Genomic DNA, 20928 nt, shown 5'->3' on the forward strand with positions numbered 1-20928 from the left:
GCTTTCGGGCCAGACGACCTCGCGCTTGTCGGACAGATCGGGGGCCTGCTCGATGGGGATCGTGATGTGCACGCGCGGAACGGAGGGGTAATTTTGCCCGGCCCCCCTTCGGACCACATCCAAATGCCGGGTGAGGAGGCAGAAGACGATGTCCAATCGAGAAAGAGAGGATCCGAAGCCCGGTCGCGGAAAAGGCCCTCCGGAGGGCAAGGGCAGGCCAACACAGCCGGGACGGCCGGAGGATCGGCCCCGGCCGATACCGAAGCACCGGACGTCAAGCAATCCCGTGGATCCGCTGATCTAACGGGGCTTTCGGAGCTCAGGAGCGCGTACCCCGGGGTGGAGGATTATGAAACTGGCGATGCTATTTGGTTAATCACGCCAAGCAAGCTGGTTCCTGGTCCTCGACCTCGGGCGTACTTCGTGACTGCTCTCCCAAAGACTTTCCGTTGTCGTCTGCCTTACCAAGGTATTGGCCCGAGGTCGCCAATGCCCAGAACATGGGGATTCTGGAGCGATGGCAATTGGATTGGTCCTAGGCATACCAATCCGCCGGATGGTTCTATCTGCGCTTTCGAACCCAAAGACAGGACATGGCTCTACGGGGATTCCTTGGTCACTTTGCTCGATCTCTACTCCTTATGGGCGGTCAAGCACCTATTTTTCGAGTTCCATGGGAGGTGGCCAGGCGGACAAGCGGCGCACAGCCGCTACGAACGCCTTATTGAACTGAAAGACTCCGAACGCTGTGGTTGCATGCATCCGAAAGGAAACTACGGGGAGTGCTGCGCGCCGACCGATCGCCAGAATCCAGACCTTTGTGAGGCGGTTAAATTCAATCTCGTTGGTCGTACCCCGCCACCGGAGGTGTTCAATTTCTTGGCGACTCGCCAAGGACCACCTACCATCCAGTAGACTGGCGTCGGTCCCTCCCAATCCGCACCTTTGCGGCGTAGAGCGTACGACTCATAGTTCTTCCCAAACTCTATCCGAGATACCTGCTCCGCACTCGCCCAATACGGGGAGAATCAACATAGCCTGTCTATATGATCTTTTGAGTGTGAGTGCGGAGTCGTGAGCTTGGTGCGATCCCTTCAGATTCCATGATTGGTTGGACCACTTCGCCCTTGATGAAAAGCGGACCCTGCTCTGCAACTTTTCGACATAGACGCTTCAGAGAAGCACCAATATCATCGAGCCCTTCTTGCGTAAGCACGCGGGTGTCTTCTGGAAAATGGGCGTCGCTATCTGCCAAACATATTTTGGCGACAATCAGCGGGACTATCCGACCTTTATAACTCTTGTAGTTGGACTTAGCCCATTCTAGGCTGTCATGCAGCTGCCCAGAGTCTTTTTTGTGTAGGGAGTTCTTGTTTCCGCTTTTCGCTTCGATCACAAAAAGCAAATCCCCCCAAAACCACAAATTGTCAGGTCCCTCGCCGTACTCGTCTTCTGGCCTAAAAGATCGAGCTCCCAATGCTGCGCCTAGATCGTGCAGTGAAGCTTCGACATTCTTCGGAGACGCCTCTAGATCCAGTGAACCGGATATCCGGTCTGCCTCAATAACCGCTGCATTGGGCTCAGAAAAGTTTCCCATCCAATCACAAAATAGATCCGCAGCAGGCCTGTTAGGAGGTTCTGAAGGCTTCTTAGGCATTTCTGGCGGCAGAAATACCGAATTGCAGTCTTTGCGCGCCCGCTTCTGAATCTTCATGGCTTCTGATTTATCTAGAGGATAAATCAATCTCGCCAGTCGCTGTAGGTACACCGCTCCTTCATTGTCCTCCAGGCTCACATTATTGAGTGCGTTGGTAAGATGGTGTCTTCCATCGCTTGCCATATTGGCCATCGCGTACTCAAATGCTGTTCTTTCTGCAGCAGCTAGCATTGCCAGCCCGGGTCTCTTCGCCCCAGCTTCCTTCTTTGCCTGACGGACCTTTGAATTGTAATATCGCTTCCACCCCTTGTCGCGATTAAGGCATTGGCCTATAAGTTCAGCCACGGATTGTTCAGGGTTTTCGGGTCTATGTTGTTTTGCAAGCTCTGCCAGTTCAATTGACAGATTAATTTGGTTCCTCGTGTCCGGCGTCATCGCGTTCTGAACGCTCTTTCTCCCTACAAATGAAGACAAGTCTTCCCCGACGAGAAGAACGACGGCAAAATCTGCATGCGAACGAACCGCGCGCCCCATTCCCTGCTCGACTCTGAATATTGTTCTATTCCTAACGCCAGCCAAGGAGACCATCTGAAGGGAGTCAGCTAAGTCAATCAACGACTCCCCATAGGGGATTCCATCAATAACTAAAACGCGACAAGATTCATCAGGAAGGTCTACGCCATCGAAACGCTGTGCGAAAACAGCAAACGGGATCTCTCCAGCTTTTACTCGTTCTAGTCCGGTAGAAAAATCGTCTCCTATGCACGATGAAGCACCCGCTTCTTCCCATTCTTCTGCTTGCGAGCTGCTCGATGTCAGAACGACGACATTTGACCTGTCTGAAATCTCCCGACACAGACGCATTACCCATTCTCGTGACAAGTCCGGAGAAATCAAGGCTGGAGCAACAATCATCCTCTCGCCCATGCCACGATCAGACTCTGGATGCAGGGGTGAGTCCACGGCGCATTTCTCTGCGCCTAGCTCTCGTATCAAGACCGAGTCATCGACAAGAGTTGCGGACATAAATAGTCGGTGTGACGCACCCGCGTATGCCCATACCTTTTGGATCGGTGAGATTTCCGGGGCTATCTCCGCGTAGTCAGATGCAACTACGCATCGACAATACGGGATAATGTCCTCTATATACGGCCAGACAAATCCAAAGTCATTTGTATCCGAAAACTCATGGAGGCCTTCTTGAATCTTCGGAGATAGATCATGCCAAATCCAGTACGGTATCTCCATTATCGCCTGCGGCTCTCCGTGTTCAAGGTCAGCCCACTTTGTTGGATTGTAATCCTTGCACCGTGCCCGGATGATTTCGATAAGCGCCCCAAATGGTTTCCCTGACAGTTTAAGCGTAAATTGCTTGCGGATAGCCTCGACGCCCGCGTGGGCATCATCCAACACAATAGCCTTTGGCGTGATGCTTACATCGGATCGATGGAATGTGGTTCGCGCATTGAATAATTTTTCGTATGTGCATACGATAATGGATTCACCTCGGCTGCAAGCCAAATCCGGATACCTAGCCCCTCCAGCGTAGATTGAGGCCGGAATCCCAAGCCGCCTCGCTTCCTGACATACCTGCTCTGAAAGCTGCCTGGTTGGGCAAAGGTAAACAACTGGTTCGCCGCTGACTCTCATGTGGCCATACAGATACAACAATCCGATAGTCGTTTTTCCAGCGCCAGTGCTAATCTTTAAGATCAGATCTTTTTCCTCATTCCGTTCTGTAAGCTCGTTCAACGCTTCACGTTGTGAGTCTCTAAGCTCGGTATGACTACTCCTAACGTCAAGAGTCTCGTAGAGCTCCAGCAGCTCGTATCGTATGCTCGCCTGGGAACGACCAACTAAACGTTCAAAATCGATCATTCTACATCTCCTTACGAATAATCGGGATAGTTAGGTGTGGGTTTAACACCCCTGACTCCTCCCCTGATCGATCAATGTAGGTGTGTCTATCACTCCTATATGGACTAAGCGATCCTAGATCGGATAATCTCAATGACCATTCGTTGAAACTAACAGCAAGGAACTATTCGTGTTGAGCTCTCACTTAGGGTGGTAAAGCGATCGTAAACGCTTCAACCACAGGCAACATTCCTAAGGTAATTCCGGATCCCAGTTACCCGTTGACTTCAATTGGTGCAATACCGATGCTTCTGTCCACCGATAGCATTCATTCAATGAACTGATGGAATCCAAATCCTTTTGATGTTCGACTATTGACTTAAAAAACCCGCTCCTCGCCGTCCTGAAAAGTCTCCACCTCGGTCTCGAAGAGACTGCCAAGCTTGCGCTGCCCTTGATCGGAAAACTTCGAACTTTGGTGGATAAAAAGAAAGTCGTCCATCGTCTCTCTCGTGATCCGAAGCCAAACTGTCCGTCCATCACCATGGTTGCTGAGTCGAAGGCGGATATCACCACCCGAATGCTGCTGACTATCAACGTGCCAATCACCGGGCAGGCAGCCCGCCGAGTCCAATATTGCGATCGCACGATCTTCTTCTACGGACATATCAATCTCCGTGTCTTCCTCGTCACAGTGGCCCTAGGTGCCTCCTGGGCTAATGCTGGAATCTGGCCATCAATAACTGCACTCGACATAGCTGCATTGACTGCTAACCACAACTGCGCCCGGGAGGTGCACCATTCAAGCTCGCTCAAACGTGCACATGCGACATCAATGGTTCTGTCATCGGTGAGCTCCTGGAAAAATCGGAGGACGAGCAATCCTCTTGATTTCGGTCGCATGCAAACTCACAGGAGTGATAGGTTCGAAAAAGCCAGAAAATACATCACTATAGAGTTGGTCAACCAGCACAGTTATTTGCCATGCGAACCACAAAACCAATGGCGCACTCTCGAAAACAAAGAGGGAGGACAGGAACGCACCTAGTGCCGTAATAAGTCCTGTAAGGATAAATCGCGCTTTGCGCAAAAAGGGGTAAGGCATCTCAGCGTCTGTCCCTAAAGCTTTGGGCTCTGACGAGAAGTATAGGTTACAGCTTAGACCGATGCCACGAGTAGAGCGTTATTCGGATCACTTAGGTTTTCAAGTAGTTGTAGCTGGTAGCCTAGGCTTACGCTAGCGTTGATCAGGTCGAGCTGGGGAGTCCTGGTCTCAATCATCCCGCAAGAGACGCAAAACGCGCGCAAATTAACAAGACTCTAGGGCGGAGCATCACCGAGCTTCTGGATGACAGCCTTTAGGAATTGCTTGGGCCTGGCATCTCTGCCGAACGGCCAGACATGACGCTGCGACTGAATGTTCACACCTTCGAGCTTGATTCTTAGCGCCTGATGGCGAGGCTCATTGCGAAGCGCGCGGGCGAGAACACCAGAGTCAATCTGAGCAAACCCCGGCCTACACAACAACCGTATTCCCTCACGGCGCCCCTTCCGCGCTTGCATGTCGACGACATAATAGAACTGATCACCAGACGGGCTTTTCACCCGTATTTCTGCAGCGACCAACAGACGGGGTGCTCCGGCATCATCGCTGAAGTACCACGCCCCCACATGGGGAGCATGGCGCTTTTCCCACGCGTACTTTGCTTCGAAAGCGTTATAGACAACGGATCCCTCCCAGAACTGGCGCCCCAGAAGCCCAAGAAATTCCACTTTCACCCCGACGAGAATCCCGAGGGCTTGGAGTTGCTTGACGAGGTTGTCGAACGGATCGTCCGAGTTTTGTTGGGTGTCCGTTTCCTGTGTCGAATCCTCTTCGGTACGTTCATTCTGCAGAGATATGCGCCGTCTGCCGGGATCTCCGCCGCTTGCGGCTAATGTGGTGGCCGCTCCCGAATCCGGCTGGGATTTGCGATTCGATTGTGACCGGAACTGCTGGGTGTGCTTCTCGGACTTCTTCGCCGGCACGGCAGACAATGTTCGAAACCGACCCTCCGTCTCGTGAAATACAATGTGGCGAGGTGACTGTTCTCGATTCTGCGCCTCATCCGTGAAGGTATATTCCTCAGGTAGCGTGTCATCGTCGATGCGGGGCGCTGACGGTTTACCAGGAGTCACCGGAACATAACGCCGGTCGGGCGTTGATCGGCTGTCTCCGTCTCGGGTCCATTCCAGCGAACGAAATGCGACTGGAAGGTCTACTGTGTGGAATCGGGTGATCAACCGGCGATCTCGCCCCCCCACCCCGATCGGAATGTATCGGTACCGGGCGGGTGCCTTACCGTCTAAGGGCGCATAGGCCTGGACCGCGTGGGCCCCGCCGGCGCCAGGCGCGGCGGCGCTGACTGCGACCTGTTTGAAGATACTTGCGGCGTGCTTAAACGCGACGGGCTGCGTGTAGAAATACGCGAGCAGCCGCGCATCCGCGTCCATACGGCTTTTCCTTAGGTGGATGTGTACATGGCCGCGCTGGCGATCCCAATCGCATCTGGCGGGATTCCAGAGCGTCTCATCGGGTCTTGTGAAGGCCTCGCTGAACACCGCCCGCGCCATCCCGGTGCTCGATGCGTAGAAGAACCGCACGATTTCCATGCACGGCACGATGCGCGCGTAGGGGTCTGAGCCTTTACCAATGGCCAGGAACAGGCTTTCGCGATCGCCTCGAAGCTCGAAAAGCTTTCGACGACGCGGGATGACGACATTTCCAGTTTCGTCCTGATGCTCACGGGTGATGATCCGGCAGTTCGTGCGCGAGAAATCGAGCGTTTCTGGATGCTTCAGGCGATTTTCAGTCGGGGGAGCCAGGTTCTGCGCTGGGAGGACTTTTCCGTCGGAGAGGATCGCGTTGAGGTAGAGGGGCGGCAATTCACCGACTGGGAGCTCGCAGTCGCGGATCTGGCCGGTCAGCCGCGGGGCTTTGCTCGGCTCAACGCCTGCCCCATAGATCTCGCCCAAGGTGACCTGGATGACGGGCTCCTGCCGTAGCTCTCGATGGAATTTCCATTTTCCGAAGGAGAGTAAGCGCCAAGTGTCTGGAAAGGCTAAAGTTTCGTGCTTTATTGTGCTCATCTAGTCGGCTTCCATTCCAGAATATCGTTGTGATATTCCAGCCGACCGTTGTGTATTCCAAAAAAGCGATGTTTTTAACACCTTGGGCAGATCGGCGGGAGCCAGATTCACGATTACCCGCCGGCGCGGAAACTCGAAACCCGCATTGGCAATCGCCGCCCGGACCCGGTCGCGGCTTTCCCGCACCGCCGCCTCCGGCAGCCCCACGATGGACAGGGACGGCAGCCCCCGCGAGATGTTCACTTCCACCTGAACCGCCGGCGCCTCGATCCCCACCGAGGCACGGCTGGCCACTGTCGCCAGGCGCATGATTCCCCCTTTCATTACTCCAATAGCGCGATAAGAGGGATTGATTGTCGGACAGGCAGGGCGGGCGGGGCGATCAGGGAACGGCGGTGATGCGTGTAGGAAGGTTTTGACAGGCGGGCGGGCCGTCGAGCCCGCCCGCTGAGCTCATTCATTCACGGATGATGTTGCCGATCCGGCCTTCATCGGCGATCTCCAGCTTGACGCGCGCGTCCACCCGCAGGCTGCCTTCGATGCGGCTGTCGGCATCCACGGTCACGGTCGGGATCTCGGCGTCGTAGTCTTCGGGCAGCAGCAGCTTGACGTCGCCCCGGACGATGCTGCCATCCAGGATGTGAATGCTGCCGGCATCGTTGTAGCTGCGACTGCCCCCGAATCCCAGAAAGCCGCCCCGCTGACGGGCCGAATCGCGGGCGTCGATGATGACATCCTTGCCCACTTCGCTGCCGTTATTCAGGTGAATGCCGCCATTCAGGGAGCGGACGCTGCCGGTGATGGTGGCGCTGTCCAGCGCGATGCGACCATTGCGCGAGACAGTGTCACCGTCCACCTGAACACCCGGGGACAGCGTCACTGCCCCGTTTCTTGTGTGCACACTGCCGTTGATCTGCACATTGTCATGCAGGCGAATGGCCCCATTGCGGGTATCCACCGTACCCTCGACCTGGGTGTCGCGCCCGATCTCGATGGCCCCATTGCGGCTGTCCACCCCGCGGACCTGACTGCCGGCGCCAATCCGGATGGCGCCATTGCGCGCTTCAATGCGTCGGCTGTGGACATCGTCGCCCAGGGTGATCGCACCATTGCGGGCCTCAATCGCTCCCACCCGGCTGCCATTGCCGATGGAAATGGTGCCGTTTCGGCTGCTGACATTCTCGGCGGTCACCTGATCGCCGATGCGGACGCGCCCGTTTCGAGACAGCACATGGCCGTCGATGCGGGCGTTGTCGCCGACAGTGATCGGGCTGTTGCGGGTTTCCACGTTGCCGGCGTGTTCGCTGCCGGCGGGAATGTTGGCCGGCTCGCTGGCCAGGGCCGCGCCGCACAGCAGCAGGCCGGCGGCCAGTGCCAGCAGTGGCCGGCCACGAGAAAGAGAAATGCGGTTCATGTCGCCTCCCGGGGGATCAATGGAATCACTGTACTGTTATAGTACAGTAACACGCCTTCGTCAAGAAGGCCCATCGCCGGTGGCGTGAGGGGCGGTTGATGCGGCGTTCAGCCCTGGCTCTTGAGCTCCTGCTCCAGGCGCTCAAGCCGCTCGCTGAGGGACTCCAACTGTGCCCGGGCCCGGGCCAGCACTTCCGACTGGGCGTCGAATTCTTCCCGGGTCACCAGGTCCAGCCTCGCCAGGGTCGCCTGCAGCACTTCACGGAAGTTCTTCTCCGCGTCCGATTTCAGATGCCGCAGTCCCTCGGGCAGGCTCTCGGCCAGCTGGCGGGCGATTTCATCGAGCTTGCGGGGATCAAAGGCCATGGCAGTGCTCCGGCTGGGAAGGAATGGCTCGCTGTTACCGTCCAGTATAAGGGATCAGTCCGTTCATGCAGCCCGGCCGCTTGCGAAAACGGGACATCCTTCGCAGAATGCGATCATTGTCCACAGAAAGTCAGCCAGGGAAGCATGACCATGAAGATGGTGGTTGCCGTCATCAAGCCGTTCAAGCTCGACGATGTCCGGGAGGCCCTCTCCGAAGTCGGTGTCCAGGGCATCACCGTCACCGAGGTCAAGGGCTTCGGCCGCCAGAAGGGCCATACCGAGCTTTATCGTGGCGCCGAATACGTGGTCGACTTTCTGCCCAAGATGAAGATTGAAGTCGCGGTCTCCGACGACATGAGTGATGCGGTGGTGGAGGCCATTACCGATGCCGCCCGCACCGGCAAGATCGGCGACGGCAAGATCTTCATTTACGAACTGGCACAGGCCATCCGCATTCGCACCGGCGAAACCGATGGCGATGCCCTGTAAGCACCGGGGGTGCACCCATGCTCATCAAACGTCTGACCGTCCTCCTTCTCCTGCTTGTCTTCCTGCCGGTTTCCGCCCAGCAGGTCTATCGCTGGGTGGACGAGGAAGGCAATGTCCAGTTCAGCGACACGCCGCCGCCGGATGATGAAGAGGTTGAACGGGTACAGCTTCGCGGCAGCCCGGTACCGTCGCCCGTCGAAACCGCAGAGGGAGACGATGAGGAGGATCCGGATCGTCCGCGCCTGAGCGAAGGCGAGTGCGATGGTATGCGGGAACGCCTGGCGGAGTACCGCGATGCCGACGTGCTGTTTCGCATCAACGCCGAGGGTGAGCAGGAAGAGCTGGAACCGGAAGTGGCCCAGGCCGAGATCGACCGCCTGCAGCGGCAGATCGATCAGTATTGTGAGTAGTCCCGCCGATCAGGCGGGACCGCTCCCGTAAGGGAGCCCGTGCTGAATCGAAGCTCAGCGGCTTTGAGTTGGATGTGGTGCAGGCAGACGGCATCACGCTGGCCGGCGTCTGGCTGTCTGTGGCGGCCTCTCGCTTGCGCTTCCCTCGGCACGTAGCGCTGCTACGCCCCTCAGTCCAGCGCGGCGCGAGAGACCACCACAGCCACCCAGCCACTCGGCCTCCCGCCTTATCGGCGGGACGGGCACCGCTGACCCGGGGGAAACGTGGTGTCTGGGCGGGTTCTATTGCCCCCTGTAGGCGCGGATTCATCCGCGCAATGGCCCAAATCCGCCGTTTGATTCCCTAATGGAAACCGCCCGGTTCCATCCATACCCCAATTGACGGATTTTGGATGGGTTCACGAAATGCGGTTGGCCGTCGGATTCCAGCCATTGCGCGGATAAATCCGCGCCTACAGGGGGTTTCGCCAGACGGGCCTGCCAACCGAGAGATTGTTATCGCGGATAAATCCGCTCCCACGCTGCCGATAGCCACCCCCATGCCATCCGCTGGCACGGCCCCTCCGAAACCGCACGGCCCCTCACCCTGCACGGCCCAAATCTCGCGTCCATTTAGCGTGCATTTCGCGGCGTCTTTATCCCTTCTGCCCGGTCGCCTTGCAGAAGAAGGGTGGCATGGCCAGGGCGCCGCGATGGACTTCGGGGGTGTAATAAAGGGTCTCGAAGCCTCGCCGGGCGGCGTCGTCTTCGCGAAAGCCCTCGAAGCCCCGGCCCTTGCGGGCCATGGTGGCGGACCACCAGCCGCTGGGGTAGGTGGGCTGGGGGAACTGGTGGGTATGGCAGGCGGCAAAGCCGCCGTCCTGCATGGCGGCGCGCATGGCCTTGATCAGTTCCAGGTGCAGCAGGGGGCTCTCGCTCTGCTGGACCAGCAGGCCGCCGTCGCCCAGGGCGCGATGGCACTGCTCGTAGAAGGCCCGGTTGAACAGGCCCTCGGCGGGGCCGACGGGGTCGGTGCTGTCGACGATGATCACATCCACGCTGCCGTCCGGGGCGTTGCGCATCCACTCGATGCCATCCTCGAACAGCAGCCGTGCGCGCGGATCGTCATTGCTGTCGCAGAGCTCGGGGAAGTACTGTTCGGCCAGACGGGTAACGCGCTCATCAATCTCAACCTGGATGGCTTCTTCCACGCCGGGGTGGCGCAGCACCTCGCGCAGGGTGCCGCAGTCGCCACCGCCGATCACCACCACCCGCTTCGGTGCCGGATGGGTGAACAGCACCGGGTGGCTCATCATTTCGTGATAGACGAAATTGTCACGATCGGTGAGCATGACGAAGCCGTCGATCACCATCAGCTTGCCGAAAGACGTAGTGTCATAGATCTCTATGCGCTGGTAATCGGACTGCTCATGGTGCAGGCGTTCGTGAATGCGCAGCTGCAGGCCCATGCCTGCCTCGTCCGCCCGTTCCGTGAACCACAGGGTCTCGTCGCGTTTTTCCTCGACCGTCATTTGCCGGCTCCTGAAAGCAAACTGAAATGGAATGGGGCGGATTATACCCATGGTGGCATTCGCCGGCCCCTGATTGGTTACAATCGGAGCGTTTCCTGTCTCCCCGTGAACGGCGGGGTCGCATTTGCCCGAGGCTTACCGCACAAGGATCATCAGGCCCATGAGCCAGCCACTCGATACCGCCGCCGAGGTCTATGCCGTGGAACGATGGAGTGAGGGCTACTTCGCCATCGATCGCGAGGGCCGGGTAAGGGTACGACCCGACCGGCAGGGCCGGGGTGTGAGCCTGGACGCGATTGTCGACCGCCTGCCCGACGAGAATCTGCAACTGCCCGTGCTGTTGCGCTTCCAGGGCATCCTGCGCGACCGGGTGGACCAGCTCACCGGTGCCTTTGCACAGGCCCGGGAGCAGGACGATTACCAGGGCCGTTATACGGCCGTTTACCCCGTCAAGGTCAATCAGCAGCGCGCCGTGGTGGAGGAGATCGTTCGCCATGGCGGGGATCGTGTCGGCCTGGAGGCCGGCTCCAAGCCCGAGCTGATGGCCGTGCTTGGCGTGGCCCCGGAAGAGGCGGTGATCGTCTGCAATGGTTACAAGGATCGCGAGTACCTGCGCCTGGCCCTGATCGGGGAGAAGCTCGGCCACCGTGTCTATATCGTGGTGGAAAAGCTTTCAGAACTGCGCCTGCTGCTGGAGGAGGCCCGCGCCCTGGACGTGGCGCCGCGCATCGGCGTGCGCATTCGTCTCGCCAGCGTGGGCTCCGGCAACTGGCAAAACACCGGGGGCGAGAAATCCAAGTTCGGCCTGTCCGCCAACCAGGTGCTGTCGGCGATCCGCCACCTGCGCGAAGCGGGCATGCAGGATGCCCTGCAGTTGCTGCACTTCCATCTGGGTTCCCAGCTGGCCAATATCCGTGACATCCAGCGCGGCATGCGCGAAGCGGCCCGCTTCTATGCCGAGCTGCAGGCCATGGGCGTCAACATTCGGGTCATGGATGTTGGGGGTGGTCTGGGCGTGGATTACGAGGGCACCGGTTCACGCAGCTACTGCTCCATGAACTACAGCATGCAGCAGTATGCCCAGGCCATCGTGCGCACCCTGTGGGAGATCTGCGAGGCTCGCGGCCTGCCCCATCCGGACATCATCAGTGAATCCGGCCGTGCCCTGACAGCACACCACGCCGTGCTCGTCACCAATGTAGTAGACCTGGAATCCGTGCCCGACACGGTGCCGCCGGCATCGGAGAATGCCGCGCCCATGATGCTGCGTGACCTGCGTGAGCTGCTCCAGGGTCTGGATGAACGCTCGCCCGTTGAGGCCTATCACGATGCCCTGCACTGGCTGTCGGAGGCCCAGGGCGCCTACACCCACGGGGTGCTCGACCTGGGGCAGCGGGCCGAGGCCGAACAGCTCTACCAGGCCATCTGTCATCGCGTGCGCCAGCGCCTGAACGGCGACATCCGCCATCACCGCGACATCATGGACGAACTCAATGAGAAGCTGGCCCATCGCCTGTTCTGCAACTTTTCCCTGTTCCAGTCCCTGCCCGACGTCTGGGCCATCGAACAGGTCTTTCCCATTCTGCCGCTGTCGCGCCTGAATGAGCCTCTGGATCATCGCGTGGTGATTCGTGACCTGACCTGTGATTCCGACGGCCGGGTGGATCGCTATGTGGATCACAATGGCCTGGAAGCGACCCTGCCCTTCCCCGAGCCCCGCCCGGCCGGCGAGGACCGCATCGCCTTTTTCATGGTGGGCGCCTACCAGGAAATCCTGGGGGACATGCACAACCTCTTCGGAGACACCGACTCGGTCAATGTGGAAGTGCATGAAGGCAGCGAGGACAGCGACTTCGCCTTCAGCGGAGCGGAGCAGGGCGACAGCACCGACGAGCTGCTGCGTTACGTGCATTTCGACCCCGAGGAGCTGCGCGCCCGCTATCGGCACAAGGTGGCCGCCGCTCGCCTGGATCAGGCCGATGCCCGTGACCTGCTGGCCTATCTCGACGACGGTCTGAAGGCCTATACCTATCTGGAGAGTGGCTCATGAAGGGACAACAGGCGGCCTTCATCGGCCTTGGCAGCATGGGCTGGCCCATGGCCCGGAATCTGCACCGGGCCGGCCTGCTCGCGGCGGTGTGGAATCGCAGCCCGGCGCGCCGTTCGGCCTTTGCCGAAGACACGGGGCTGGCGGCCGTGGACGATCTGGCGGCCCTGCCGGCGCGGGCACGCGTTCTGCTGCTCTGTGTCAGCGCCGATGAGGATGTGCAGGCGGTGGTGGAGGCCCTGTTGCCTGGCCTGGAAGAGGGCCATGTGGTGGTGGATTGCTCCACCGTGCAGCCGGCCACGGCGCGGCAGATGGCCGAAGCCGTGGCCGAGCGGGGGGCCAGCTTTCTCGATGCCCCGGTGTCGGGGGGCACGGAAGGCGCCGAAGCTGCCACCCTGTCCATGATGGTGGGCGGCTCCACGGAGGCCCTGGCCGTGGCCCGACCGATTCTGGAAGCCATGGCCTCACGCATCATTCACATGGGCCCCGCCGGTGCCGGGCAGGCGGCCAAGGCCGTCAACCAGGTGGCCGTGGCGGGGGTGAATCAGGCGGTATCAGAAGCCATGGCCCTCGCTGCCTCACAGGGCCTGGATGCCGACCGGGTGATCGAGGCCCTGTCAGGCGGCGCCGCCGACAGCTGGTTTTTGCGCAAGCGTGCGCCCAATATGCGTGACGGGGTCTATCCTCTGGGGTTCAGGGTCAGCCTGCATGACAAGGATCTGGCCATCTGCCAGGCCCTGGCGGCCGAGGCCGAGGCTCAGCTGCCCATCATCGAAATGACCCGTCTGCATTACCGGCGCCTGATCGAGGCCGGTCACGGTGACGAGGATGTTTCGGCGCTGTTCCGGATCAAACAGGCGCAACTGGACAATAATGGCGCCTTGAAGGGGGAAGAGGATGAACGCGGCAAAACCGCAGGGGAATGAAACCGGCACCGGCGCCGATTTTCTGCCGGATTTCTGTTCCGCACCCAATCTGCTGGTGGTGGTGCTTGCCACCCAGTTGCTGGCCCTGTTGCTGGTTCTGACCCGTTCCGAGCTGGGCATGGGATTCTGGGTGGATCTGGGGGTGGTCTCGCTCTTCCTGCAGTGGCTGGCGCTGGTGTGTGCCGGCCTGGTCTGTGTCATGCGCCGGCCCCTTGCTGAACGGCCGCGCCTTCAAGCGGCCGCCTTGACCTATCTGGCTCTGGTGGCCGCCATCCTGCTGCTCTCACTGCTGGCCTGGCACCTCGCCGACTGGAGCGGCCTGGGCAGCCCCTGGCTGCCGGCAGATCAGGGTCAGTTTCTCTTTCGCAATACCGCCATCGGCGCCATCGTGGCCGGTGTCATGCTGCGCTATTTCCACATTCAGAATCAGTGGAAGCAGAACGTGCAGCGCGAGGCCACGGCCCGAATCGAGGCCCTGCAGGCTCGCATCCGCCCTCACTTCCTCTTCAACAGCCTCAATACCGTGGCGGCACTGATTACCGTTCGCCCCGAACGAGCCGAGCAGGCGGTGGAAGATCTGTCCGATCTGTTTCGTGCCAGCCTGTCGGATACCCCGGACGGTGTCAGCCTGGCCGATGAGATGTCACTGGCCCGGCGCTACCTCAATCTTGAGGGCCTGCGCCTGGGTGACCGCCTCGATGTGGACTGGCGGGTGCGGGACGAGGATCTGGAGCGTGTTCGCGTGCCACGGCTGATTATTCAGCCCCTGGTGGAAAATGCCGTCTATCATGGAATAGAGACGCGGCCGGAAGGCGGCCGGGTGGAGGTGACCGCCACTCCCCATGCGGATCATGTGGAAGTGTTGATCGAGAACCCCTTGCCGGATACGGATCAACGGCCCACCGCCCGCCGTGGCCACCAGATGGCTCTGGACAATGTCACCCAGCGGCTTCGTCTGAAGCTGGGCCCACAGGCCCGCCTGGAGACTCGGCGAACGGAAAGCCGCTTCACCACCCGCCTGAGATTGCCTCGGGAGGAAGAATGACGGGGAGAATGCCTACATGAAGGTCCTCATTGTCGACGACGAGGCGCTGGCCAGGGGGCGGCTTCGCCATCTCATCGAAGGCATGGATGGCTGGGACGTGGTCGGTGAAGCCGGCAATGGTGCCGAGGCGCTGGACGTGTTTTCCCGCAGCGGTGCCGATGTGGTGCTGCTGGATATCCGCATGCCCGGCATGGACGGCCTGAGTGCCGCCCGCAAGCTGGCCGAGCTGGATCAGCCCCCGGCCGTCATTTTCACCACGGCCTATGACCGTTTCGCCATGGAGGCCTTTGAGGCTCAGGGCGTTGATTATCTGCTCAAGCCCATCCGTGCCGAACGCCTGCATCAGGCCCTGGAGCGGGCCAAGCGCCCCAGCCGTGCCCAGCTCGCTGATCTGCGCCTCAAGTCCGGCGAACCGGAAGAAGAGCAGGGCCGTCAGCACATTCGCGCCCGCATGGGTGACCAGCTTCACCTCATTCCCATCGAAGACGTGTTCTTCTTCCGGGCCGAACACAAGTACGTGGTGGTTCGTCACCGCGAAGGCGAAGTGCTGGTGGAAGAACCCCTCAAGCAGCTGGAAGAGGAATTCGCCCGCCGCTTCCAGCGCATCCATCGCAACGCCCTGGTCGCCATCGACCAGGTCTCGCGCCTGGAGAAAGTCGGCCGCGGCCGCTTCCGTCTCTACCTGCGCGACTGCGACGAAAGCCTGGAAGTCAGCCGCCGCATGCTGCCGGCGGTAAGGGAGAGATTGGGTTTGTAGGCCGGGGGCTGCGCCCCCGGCCATCGTTGTCGTTGTCGTTGTCGTAATCGTAATCGTAATCGGCTTTTTGAAAGCAGCTACGAGCTTCGAGCAACGAGCAGCGAGCTAAAAGACGAAAACCTCGCCGTGCCAGCTTTTATGGTTTTGCTCGTAGCTCGCTGCTCGTCATTCGTGGCTCGAGGAAAGCCGATTACGATTACGACTACGATTACGATCACGAAACCGAACACACCCACCGTCCCAGCCAAAGCCGTTAGAATACCCCCCACCAAATCCAAACCCGGGACAGATCCCCATGCATCGCCTTCGTATCGCCACCCGCAAGAGCAAGCTGGCCCTGTGGCAGGCGCAGTTTGCGGCCGACCTTCTGTGCCGGGCGCGGCCGAACCTTCAGGTGGAGCTGGTTCCCCTGTCCACCCGCGGTGACGAGTTCCAGTCCGCGCCCCTGTCCGAGATCGGCGGCAAGGGTCTTTTCATCAAGGAGCTGGAGCGGGCCCTGTTCGCCGGCGAGGCGGACATTGCCGTGCACTCCATGAAGGATCTGCCCGCGCATCTGCCCGAGGGCATGGTGGTGCCGGCCGTACTGGCCCGCCACGACCCTCGTGACGCCTTCATTTCCGAACGCTTCGCCAGCCCGGCCGAGATGCCCGAGGGCTCGGTGCTGGGTACCTCCAGCCTGCGTCGCCAGTGCCTGATGAAGGCCCAGTATCCGGGGCTTGAAGTGCGTTTTCTGCGCGGCAATGTCCAGACCCGCCTGGCCAAGCTGGACGCCGGAGATTACGACGCCATCATCCTGGCGGCCTCGGGAATGGATCGCATGGACCTGCAGGAGCGTATCCGCCGTCGCCTCTCGCCCGAAGAGTCCCTGCCCTCCGTGGGTCAGGGCACCATCGGTATCGAATGCCGGGCCGATGACAGCGAGATTCGAGAGTTGCTGGCCCAGGTCAATGATCCCGATACCTGGATCCGTACCCTGGCCGAGCGGGCCATGAACGCCCGCCTTGAAGGCAGCTGCTCGGTGCCCATCGCCGCTTATGCCGAACTTGATGGTCAGCAACTGCGGATTCGGGGCATGGTGGGCTGGCCGGATGGAAGCCATGTCATTCGCGCCCAACGCGAGGGTGACGCCAGCGAGGCCGAGACACTGGGCGAGACAGTGGCCGAGGAGATCATCGCCGGTGGCGGACGCGAAATCCTTGACCGTCTGGCGGAAGCCGGCCATGACTGAGGCTGCGGCCTCCCTCAACGGTGCCGGCATTCTGCTCACCCGGCCAGCGTCGGAAATGACGGGGCTGGCGGATGCGGTGAAGGCGCGGGGTGGACGGCCACTGATCTTTCCACTCCTGGAGCTGGTGCCGCCGGAAGACCCGGGGCCGGCCATCGAAGCCCTGCGCAGCGCACGTGCGAATGACTGGCTGGTTCCCGTCAGCCCCGGTGCCGTGTCCCGCCTGGTGGAGTGCCTCGCCGAACACGATATCGAACTCCCAGGCGTGCGTTTCGCGGCCGTGGGTGAGGGAACGGCCCGGGCTCTGGCAACCGCCGGCTGGCTGGTCAGCGTGATGCCCCGGGCCGGTGAAGGCGCCGCTGCCCTGCTGGCCAACCCGGATTTCGCACCGGGCAAGGATGAGCAGGTCATTATCTGCCGCGGCGAGGGCGGGCGCCGGGTGCTGGATCGGGGTCTGAGCGAGCGGGGGATCCGTTTCCGGGAAGCCATGCTCTATCATCGTCGTCTGCCAGCCTGCGATCCGGAGCGGCTCGCCGACTGGCTGCAGCAGGGCGCGATTGATCTGATCATGCTGACCAGCGCCACCGCGCTTCGGCATCTGCTGGATGTGGTTCCCGAGGGTCAGCGCCAGCGCCTGCTGGGTCTGGCAGTGGTGGCCCCGAGTGAGCGTGTGTTACAACAGGCAGCGGAAAAGGGTTTTCAGGGTCCGCGCCTTCTGGCCGGTGAAGCCGGCGATGGCGGCATGCTCCGGGCCGCCGCCGACTGGTGGCAGCGACACAGGACATCGTCATGAGTGAAGACAGCAAGAACGGGGACAAGCAGTCAACCGCCAAACCATCGACCAGCACGGGCGGCACCACCACTGCCCGGCCTGCGGGCAGGCAGGGGAGCGGTTCCGCCGGGGTGCTCGCCGCCCTGGCTTTTCTCCTGTCACTGGCGTTGCTGGCCGCTGCCTGGTGGTACTGGGAGCAGAGCGAGGAACGCCTGGCGGCACTGGAGACCCTGCAGTCGGAACTGGATCAGCAACAGGATCGCCTGGAAGGGCATGAACGTGCCCTGGATCGACTGCGTGACCTGCCGCAACGCAGTGATCGCCTGAGTGATGCCTTTGATGACATGACCGCTCATCGGCAGCGCATCGAACGGGATCTGGAGCGCCTGGACGAGCGCACGGAAACCCTGCGCGAGTTCATGGATGCCGGGCGCTCAGCCTGGCGCATTGCCGAAGTGGAGTACCTCCTGCGGCGGGCCAACCGGGAGCTGCAGCTGGCCGGTAAGCCGGTCAATGCCCTGGCAGCCCTGGATGCGGCTGACGAACGTCTCGAGGCCCTGGCCGATCCAGGCATGACCCCGGTGCGCGAGGCCATCAGCCGGGACCGAGAACGCCTGCGTGCACTGGAACAGCCGGATGTGACCGGCCTTGCCCTGACTCTGGGCAGCCTGATCGAGCGCGTTGACCGCCTGCCACTGGCCGATGGCGTGCAACGGACACCGCAAACGGATCTGGATGAAGACCTGGATGCGGAAAACTTCTGGCCACGCCTGCGTGAGCGCAGTACCCGTGTGCTCCGGCAACTGGTGACGGTGCGCCACGAAGACGTACCCCTGCGGCCGCTGCTGGCGCCGGAGCAGGAGTATTTCCTGCGTCGCAACCTGGCCCTGAGCCTGGCCACGGCCCGTCTGGCGCTGTTGCGGGAACAGCCGGAAGTCTGGCGTGCCAGCCTGCTGGAGGCCCGTGACTGGCTGGACGGCTATTTCGCCATGGAAGAAGACGCCGTGCAGGCCGTGGACGAAGAACTCGCTCGCCTGAGCGAGACCACCATCCGCAGCGAACGGCCTGACATTTCCGAATCCCTTGAGCGCCTGCGCCGGGTCGTGGAGGCCCGTAACTGATGCGCCGCCTCATCTTCCTGCTGATCATCCTGCTCGCTGCCATCGGCCTCGGCCTTCTGCTGCGGGCGGACACCGGTTACGCCCTGCTGGGCTGGGGTGGCTGGACAGTGGAGATGAGCCTGTCCATGCTGGCCATCGTTCTGATCATCGGCCTGACCGTTCTGTTCACCTTCTTTCGCACCCTCCGTGCCATGGTTCGGGCGCCCAGGCGACTGCGCTCGCGTATCGACAACTGGCGGCGTCGTCGTGCCCGAGTGGGTCTGACCCGGGGCCTGATCGACCTGGCGGAGGGCCGCTGGGAGACGGCGGAGCACGCGCTCAGCAAATGGGCCGAACACAGTGACACGCCGCTGATCAACTACCTCGTTGCCGCCCGTGCCGCCCAGCTCCAGGGAGCGCACCGCCGGCGCGATGTCTATCTCAAGAACGCCTACGAGCAGACCCCCTCGGCCACGGTGGCGGTTCTGCTGACCCAGGCCGAGCTACAACTGGCCCATGGCCAGCATGAACATGCCCTGGCGACCCTGCGTCGCCTGCAGGAGCTGTCGCCGGGCCATCGCTTCGGCCTGCGCTTGCTGATACGGGCCTATCAGGCGGTGCAGGACTGGGAATCCCTTCACCAGCTGCTGCCGGCCATGCGCAAGCGCCACGTCTTCAAGGAGGCCGAAGCGGATCGCATCGAACGAGACTGTTATTGCCGATTGCTGGCAGACCGTGGCCGAAGCGGTGCGACGCAGGCTGTGAATGAACTGTGGGACAAGATGCCCCGGCGTCTGCGTCGCGAGCCGAGTGTACGACTGGCCTACATCCGGGCCCTGCTCAACGTGAACGCCCAGGAGGCGGCGGAGCGGGAAATCGAGGATGCCCTGAAACGCCAGTGGAATGCCGACATGGTGCTGTTCTACGGGACCCTGGAAGGGGGTGATCCCGAGCGTCGTCTGCGTCAGGCGGAGGCCTGGCTGAAATCCCACCCGGGAGACGGCAGCCTGTTGCTGACACTGGCTCGCCTGTGTATTCGCAACAAGCTCTGGGGCAAGGCCCGACAATATCTGGATCAGAGCATTGCCGTTGCGCCACGGCCGGACAGTTTCGAAGAACTGGGCCGCTTGCTGGAGCACCTGGACGAGACAGGCCTGGCCAGCGACGCCTATCGCCGCGGGCTGGAGCTGGCGGTGGACCGCCAGGCCGACGTGCCCGGCACCTCCCCACCCATCGTGCCGCGCCCTGGCGGCAGCCAGCACTGAGGCCGCTGACTTGCCTGGCCGGCTGCGCGATCTCCCCCTGCTGATTGTCGGTGCGGGTGACAGCGGCCAGCGCCTGGCGCGCCGCTGGCATGCGGCCGGTGGCGGGCCGGTGACGGCCCTGCGCCGGCGAATCCACGATTGCCCCGATCTTCCCGGCGTTCACTGGCTTTCATTTGACCTCGATGCCGATGCCCCGCCCCCCGAGCTGCCCGTGGGCGGTGTCATGGTGTGGCTGGCACCCCCGCCCCGGCAGGGGCGCGAAGATGAACGCATTCGCCGGCATCTGCCCGCCCTGCTCGCCGCCCAGCAACCGGAGCGACTCGTGCTGGCCTCAACCACCGGGGTGTATGGGCCGGGCAATGAGAGCGGCTGGACCGATGAGGACAGCCCCCTGCGCCCGGACAGCGACCGGGCCTGGCGGCGGGTATCCGCCGAGCGCCAGGCTGAATCCATGACGGCGAGCGCCGGTGTCGATCTGATCCGCCTGCGCATCGCGGCCATCTACGGCCCGGGGCGACTGCCGCTGTCACGCCTGCGGGCCGCCGAGCCCCTGTCTGCGGATCTGGCCGACCGGCCCGGTAACCGCATCCATGTGGACGATCTGGTAAGCGTGCTCTTTCAGGCCGCCCTGCAGGGCAAGGGCGGGGGTGTATACAATGTTTCGGATGGGCATCCGCAGAGTTTCGGTGCCTACCTGGATGCCTGTGCCGATGCCTTCGGCCTGCCGCGCCTGCCACGTGACGGTCAGGCCGAGGGGGATCCGGCGGCGGATTTCCTGCGCGCCAGTCGCCGCATTCGTGCCGATCGCATGCTGCGGGAGCTGGGTGTGCAGTTGCGATTTGCGGACATGCACGACGGTATCCGTGCCAGTCTCGCGGAGCCCGCGGACGCCTGACGGGTGGATGACGCGCTGTGGGGGCGCGTGGCGGGCCGTATCGGGGAGAAGAAAGGGGGAGATT

General features: G+C 61.4%; 17 protein-coding genes and 1 pseudogene. 11 read left to right on the top strand and 7 right to left on the bottom strand.

Annotated features, from left to right (window positions below):
- Positions 1-1042: 1042 nt before the first annotated feature.
- The 6 genes and pseudogenes from RBH19_RS08090 to ubiK all read right to left on the bottom strand — a co-directional run bounded on the left by RBH19_RS08090 (position 1043) and on the right by ubiK (position 8422).
- Entirely contained in the window at positions 1043-3535 is a 2493-nt protein-coding gene (locus RBH19_RS08090; protein WP_306728324.1) for a DEAD/DEAH box helicase, read from the bottom strand.
- Between the two features lie 358 nt (positions 3536-3893).
- Entirely contained in the window at positions 3894-4181 is a 288-nt protein-coding gene (locus RBH19_RS08095) for a hypothetical protein (protein WP_306728325.1), read from the bottom strand.
- A gap of 653 nt (positions 4182-4834) precedes the next feature.
- Positions 4835-6643 carry a hypothetical protein gene (locus RBH19_RS08100; RefSeq protein ID WP_306728326.1) on the bottom strand — a complete coding sequence of 603 codons (1809 nt, stop codon included), beginning with the start codon at positions 6641-6643 and terminating at the stop codon, positions 4835-4837.
- Positions 6644-6724: 81 nt separating this feature from the next.
- A pseudogene (locus RBH19_RS08105) lies at positions 6725-6952 on the bottom strand (magnesium chelatase domain-containing protein); the annotation flags it as partial.
- 148 nt (positions 6953-7100) lie between these two features.
- Complete coding sequence (locus RBH19_RS08110) at positions 7101-8057, bottom strand: hypothetical protein (protein ID WP_306728327.1); 957 nt, start codon at positions 8055-8057, stop codon at positions 7101-7103.
- Positions 8058-8164: 107 nt separating this feature from the next.
- Complete coding sequence (gene ubiK / locus RBH19_RS08115) at positions 8165-8422, bottom strand: ubiquinone biosynthesis accessory factor UbiK (protein WP_306728328.1); 258 nt, start codon at positions 8420-8422, stop codon at positions 8165-8167.
- A gap of 150 nt (positions 8423-8572) precedes the next feature.
- Here ubiK and glnK point away from each other — a divergent pair, with 150 nt between their 5' ends.
- Positions 8573-8911 carry a P-II family nitrogen regulator gene (glnK, locus tag RBH19_RS08120; RefSeq protein ID WP_306728329.1) on the top strand — a complete coding sequence of 113 codons (339 nt, stop codon included), beginning with the start codon at positions 8573-8575 and terminating at the stop codon, positions 8909-8911.
- Positions 8912-8928: 17 nt separating this feature from the next.
- Positions 8929-9321 carry a DUF4124 domain-containing protein gene (locus tag RBH19_RS08125; protein WP_306728330.1) on the top strand — a complete coding sequence of 131 codons (393 nt, stop codon included), beginning with the start codon at positions 8929-8931 and terminating at the stop codon, positions 9319-9321.
- A 635-nt stretch (positions 9322-9956) separates the two neighbouring features.
- On the opposite strand, the gene speE is transcribed toward RBH19_RS08125, so the two are convergent.
- Positions 9957-10832 (bottom strand): polyamine aminopropyltransferase, encoded by an 876-nt coding sequence (speE, locus tag RBH19_RS08130; protein ID WP_306728331.1) that lies wholly within the window; start codon positions 10830-10832, stop codon positions 9957-9959.
- Positions 10833-10992: 160 nt separating this feature from the next.
- Between speE and speA the strand changes: the two genes are divergently transcribed.
- The 9 genes from speA (at position 10993) to RBH19_RS08175 (ending at position 20864) form a co-directional block, all read left to right on the top strand.
- Complete coding sequence (speA, locus tag RBH19_RS08135) at positions 10993-12882, top strand: biosynthetic arginine decarboxylase (protein WP_306728332.1); 1890 nt, start codon at positions 10993-10995, stop codon at positions 12880-12882.
- A complete protein-coding gene (locus RBH19_RS08140) occupies positions 12879-13805 on the top strand; it encodes an NAD(P)-dependent oxidoreductase (RefSeq protein WP_306728333.1) in 927 nt (308 codons plus the stop codon). The genes speA and RBH19_RS08140 overlap by 4 nt, the downstream gene beginning before the upstream one ends.
- On the top strand, positions 13777-14850 hold the full coding sequence (locus tag RBH19_RS08145) for a sensor histidine kinase (protein WP_306728334.1): 1074 nt from the start codon (positions 13777-13779) through the stop codon (positions 14848-14850). The genes RBH19_RS08140 and RBH19_RS08145 overlap by 29 nt, the downstream gene beginning before the upstream one ends.
- Positions 14851-14866: 16 nt before the next feature.
- A complete protein-coding gene (locus tag RBH19_RS08150; RefSeq protein WP_306728335.1) occupies positions 14867-15607 on the top strand; it encodes a LytR/AlgR family response regulator transcription factor in 741 nt (246 codons plus the stop codon).
- 295 nt (positions 15608-15902) lie between these two features.
- Positions 15903-16835 carry a hydroxymethylbilane synthase gene (hemC, locus tag RBH19_RS08155; protein ID WP_306728336.1) on the top strand — a complete coding sequence of 311 codons (933 nt, stop codon included), beginning with the start codon at positions 15903-15905 and terminating at the stop codon, positions 16833-16835.
- The gene (locus RBH19_RS08160) at positions 16828-17625 is read left to right on the top strand and encodes a uroporphyrinogen-III synthase (protein ID WP_306728337.1); all 798 of its coding nucleotides are present in this window, start codon (positions 16828-16830) and stop codon (positions 17623-17625) included. Before hemC ends, RBH19_RS08160 begins: the two co-directional genes overlap by 8 nt.
- Entirely contained in the window at positions 17622-18725 is a 1104-nt protein-coding gene (locus RBH19_RS08165) for a uroporphyrinogen-III C-methyltransferase (protein ID WP_306728338.1), read from the top strand. The genes RBH19_RS08160 and RBH19_RS08165 overlap by 4 nt, the downstream gene beginning before the upstream one ends.
- On the top strand, positions 18725-19969 hold the full coding sequence (locus RBH19_RS08170) for a heme biosynthesis protein HemY (protein WP_306728339.1): 1245 nt from the start codon (positions 18725-18727) through the stop codon (positions 19967-19969). Before RBH19_RS08165 ends, RBH19_RS08170 begins: the two co-directional genes overlap by 1 nt.
- Positions 19970-19979: 10 nt before the next feature.
- Positions 19980-20864: an NAD-dependent epimerase/dehydratase family protein gene (locus tag RBH19_RS08175; RefSeq protein WP_306728340.1), complete on the top strand. Its 885-nt coding sequence runs from the start codon at positions 19980-19982 to the stop codon at positions 20862-20864.
- The last annotated feature ends 64 nt before the right edge of the window (positions 20865-20928 follow it).

This window comes from Natronospira bacteriovora, assembly GCF_030848495.1.
GTDB classification, from domain to species: Bacteria; Pseudomonadota; Gammaproteobacteria; order Natronospirales; family Natronospiraceae; genus Natronospira; species Natronospira bacteriovora.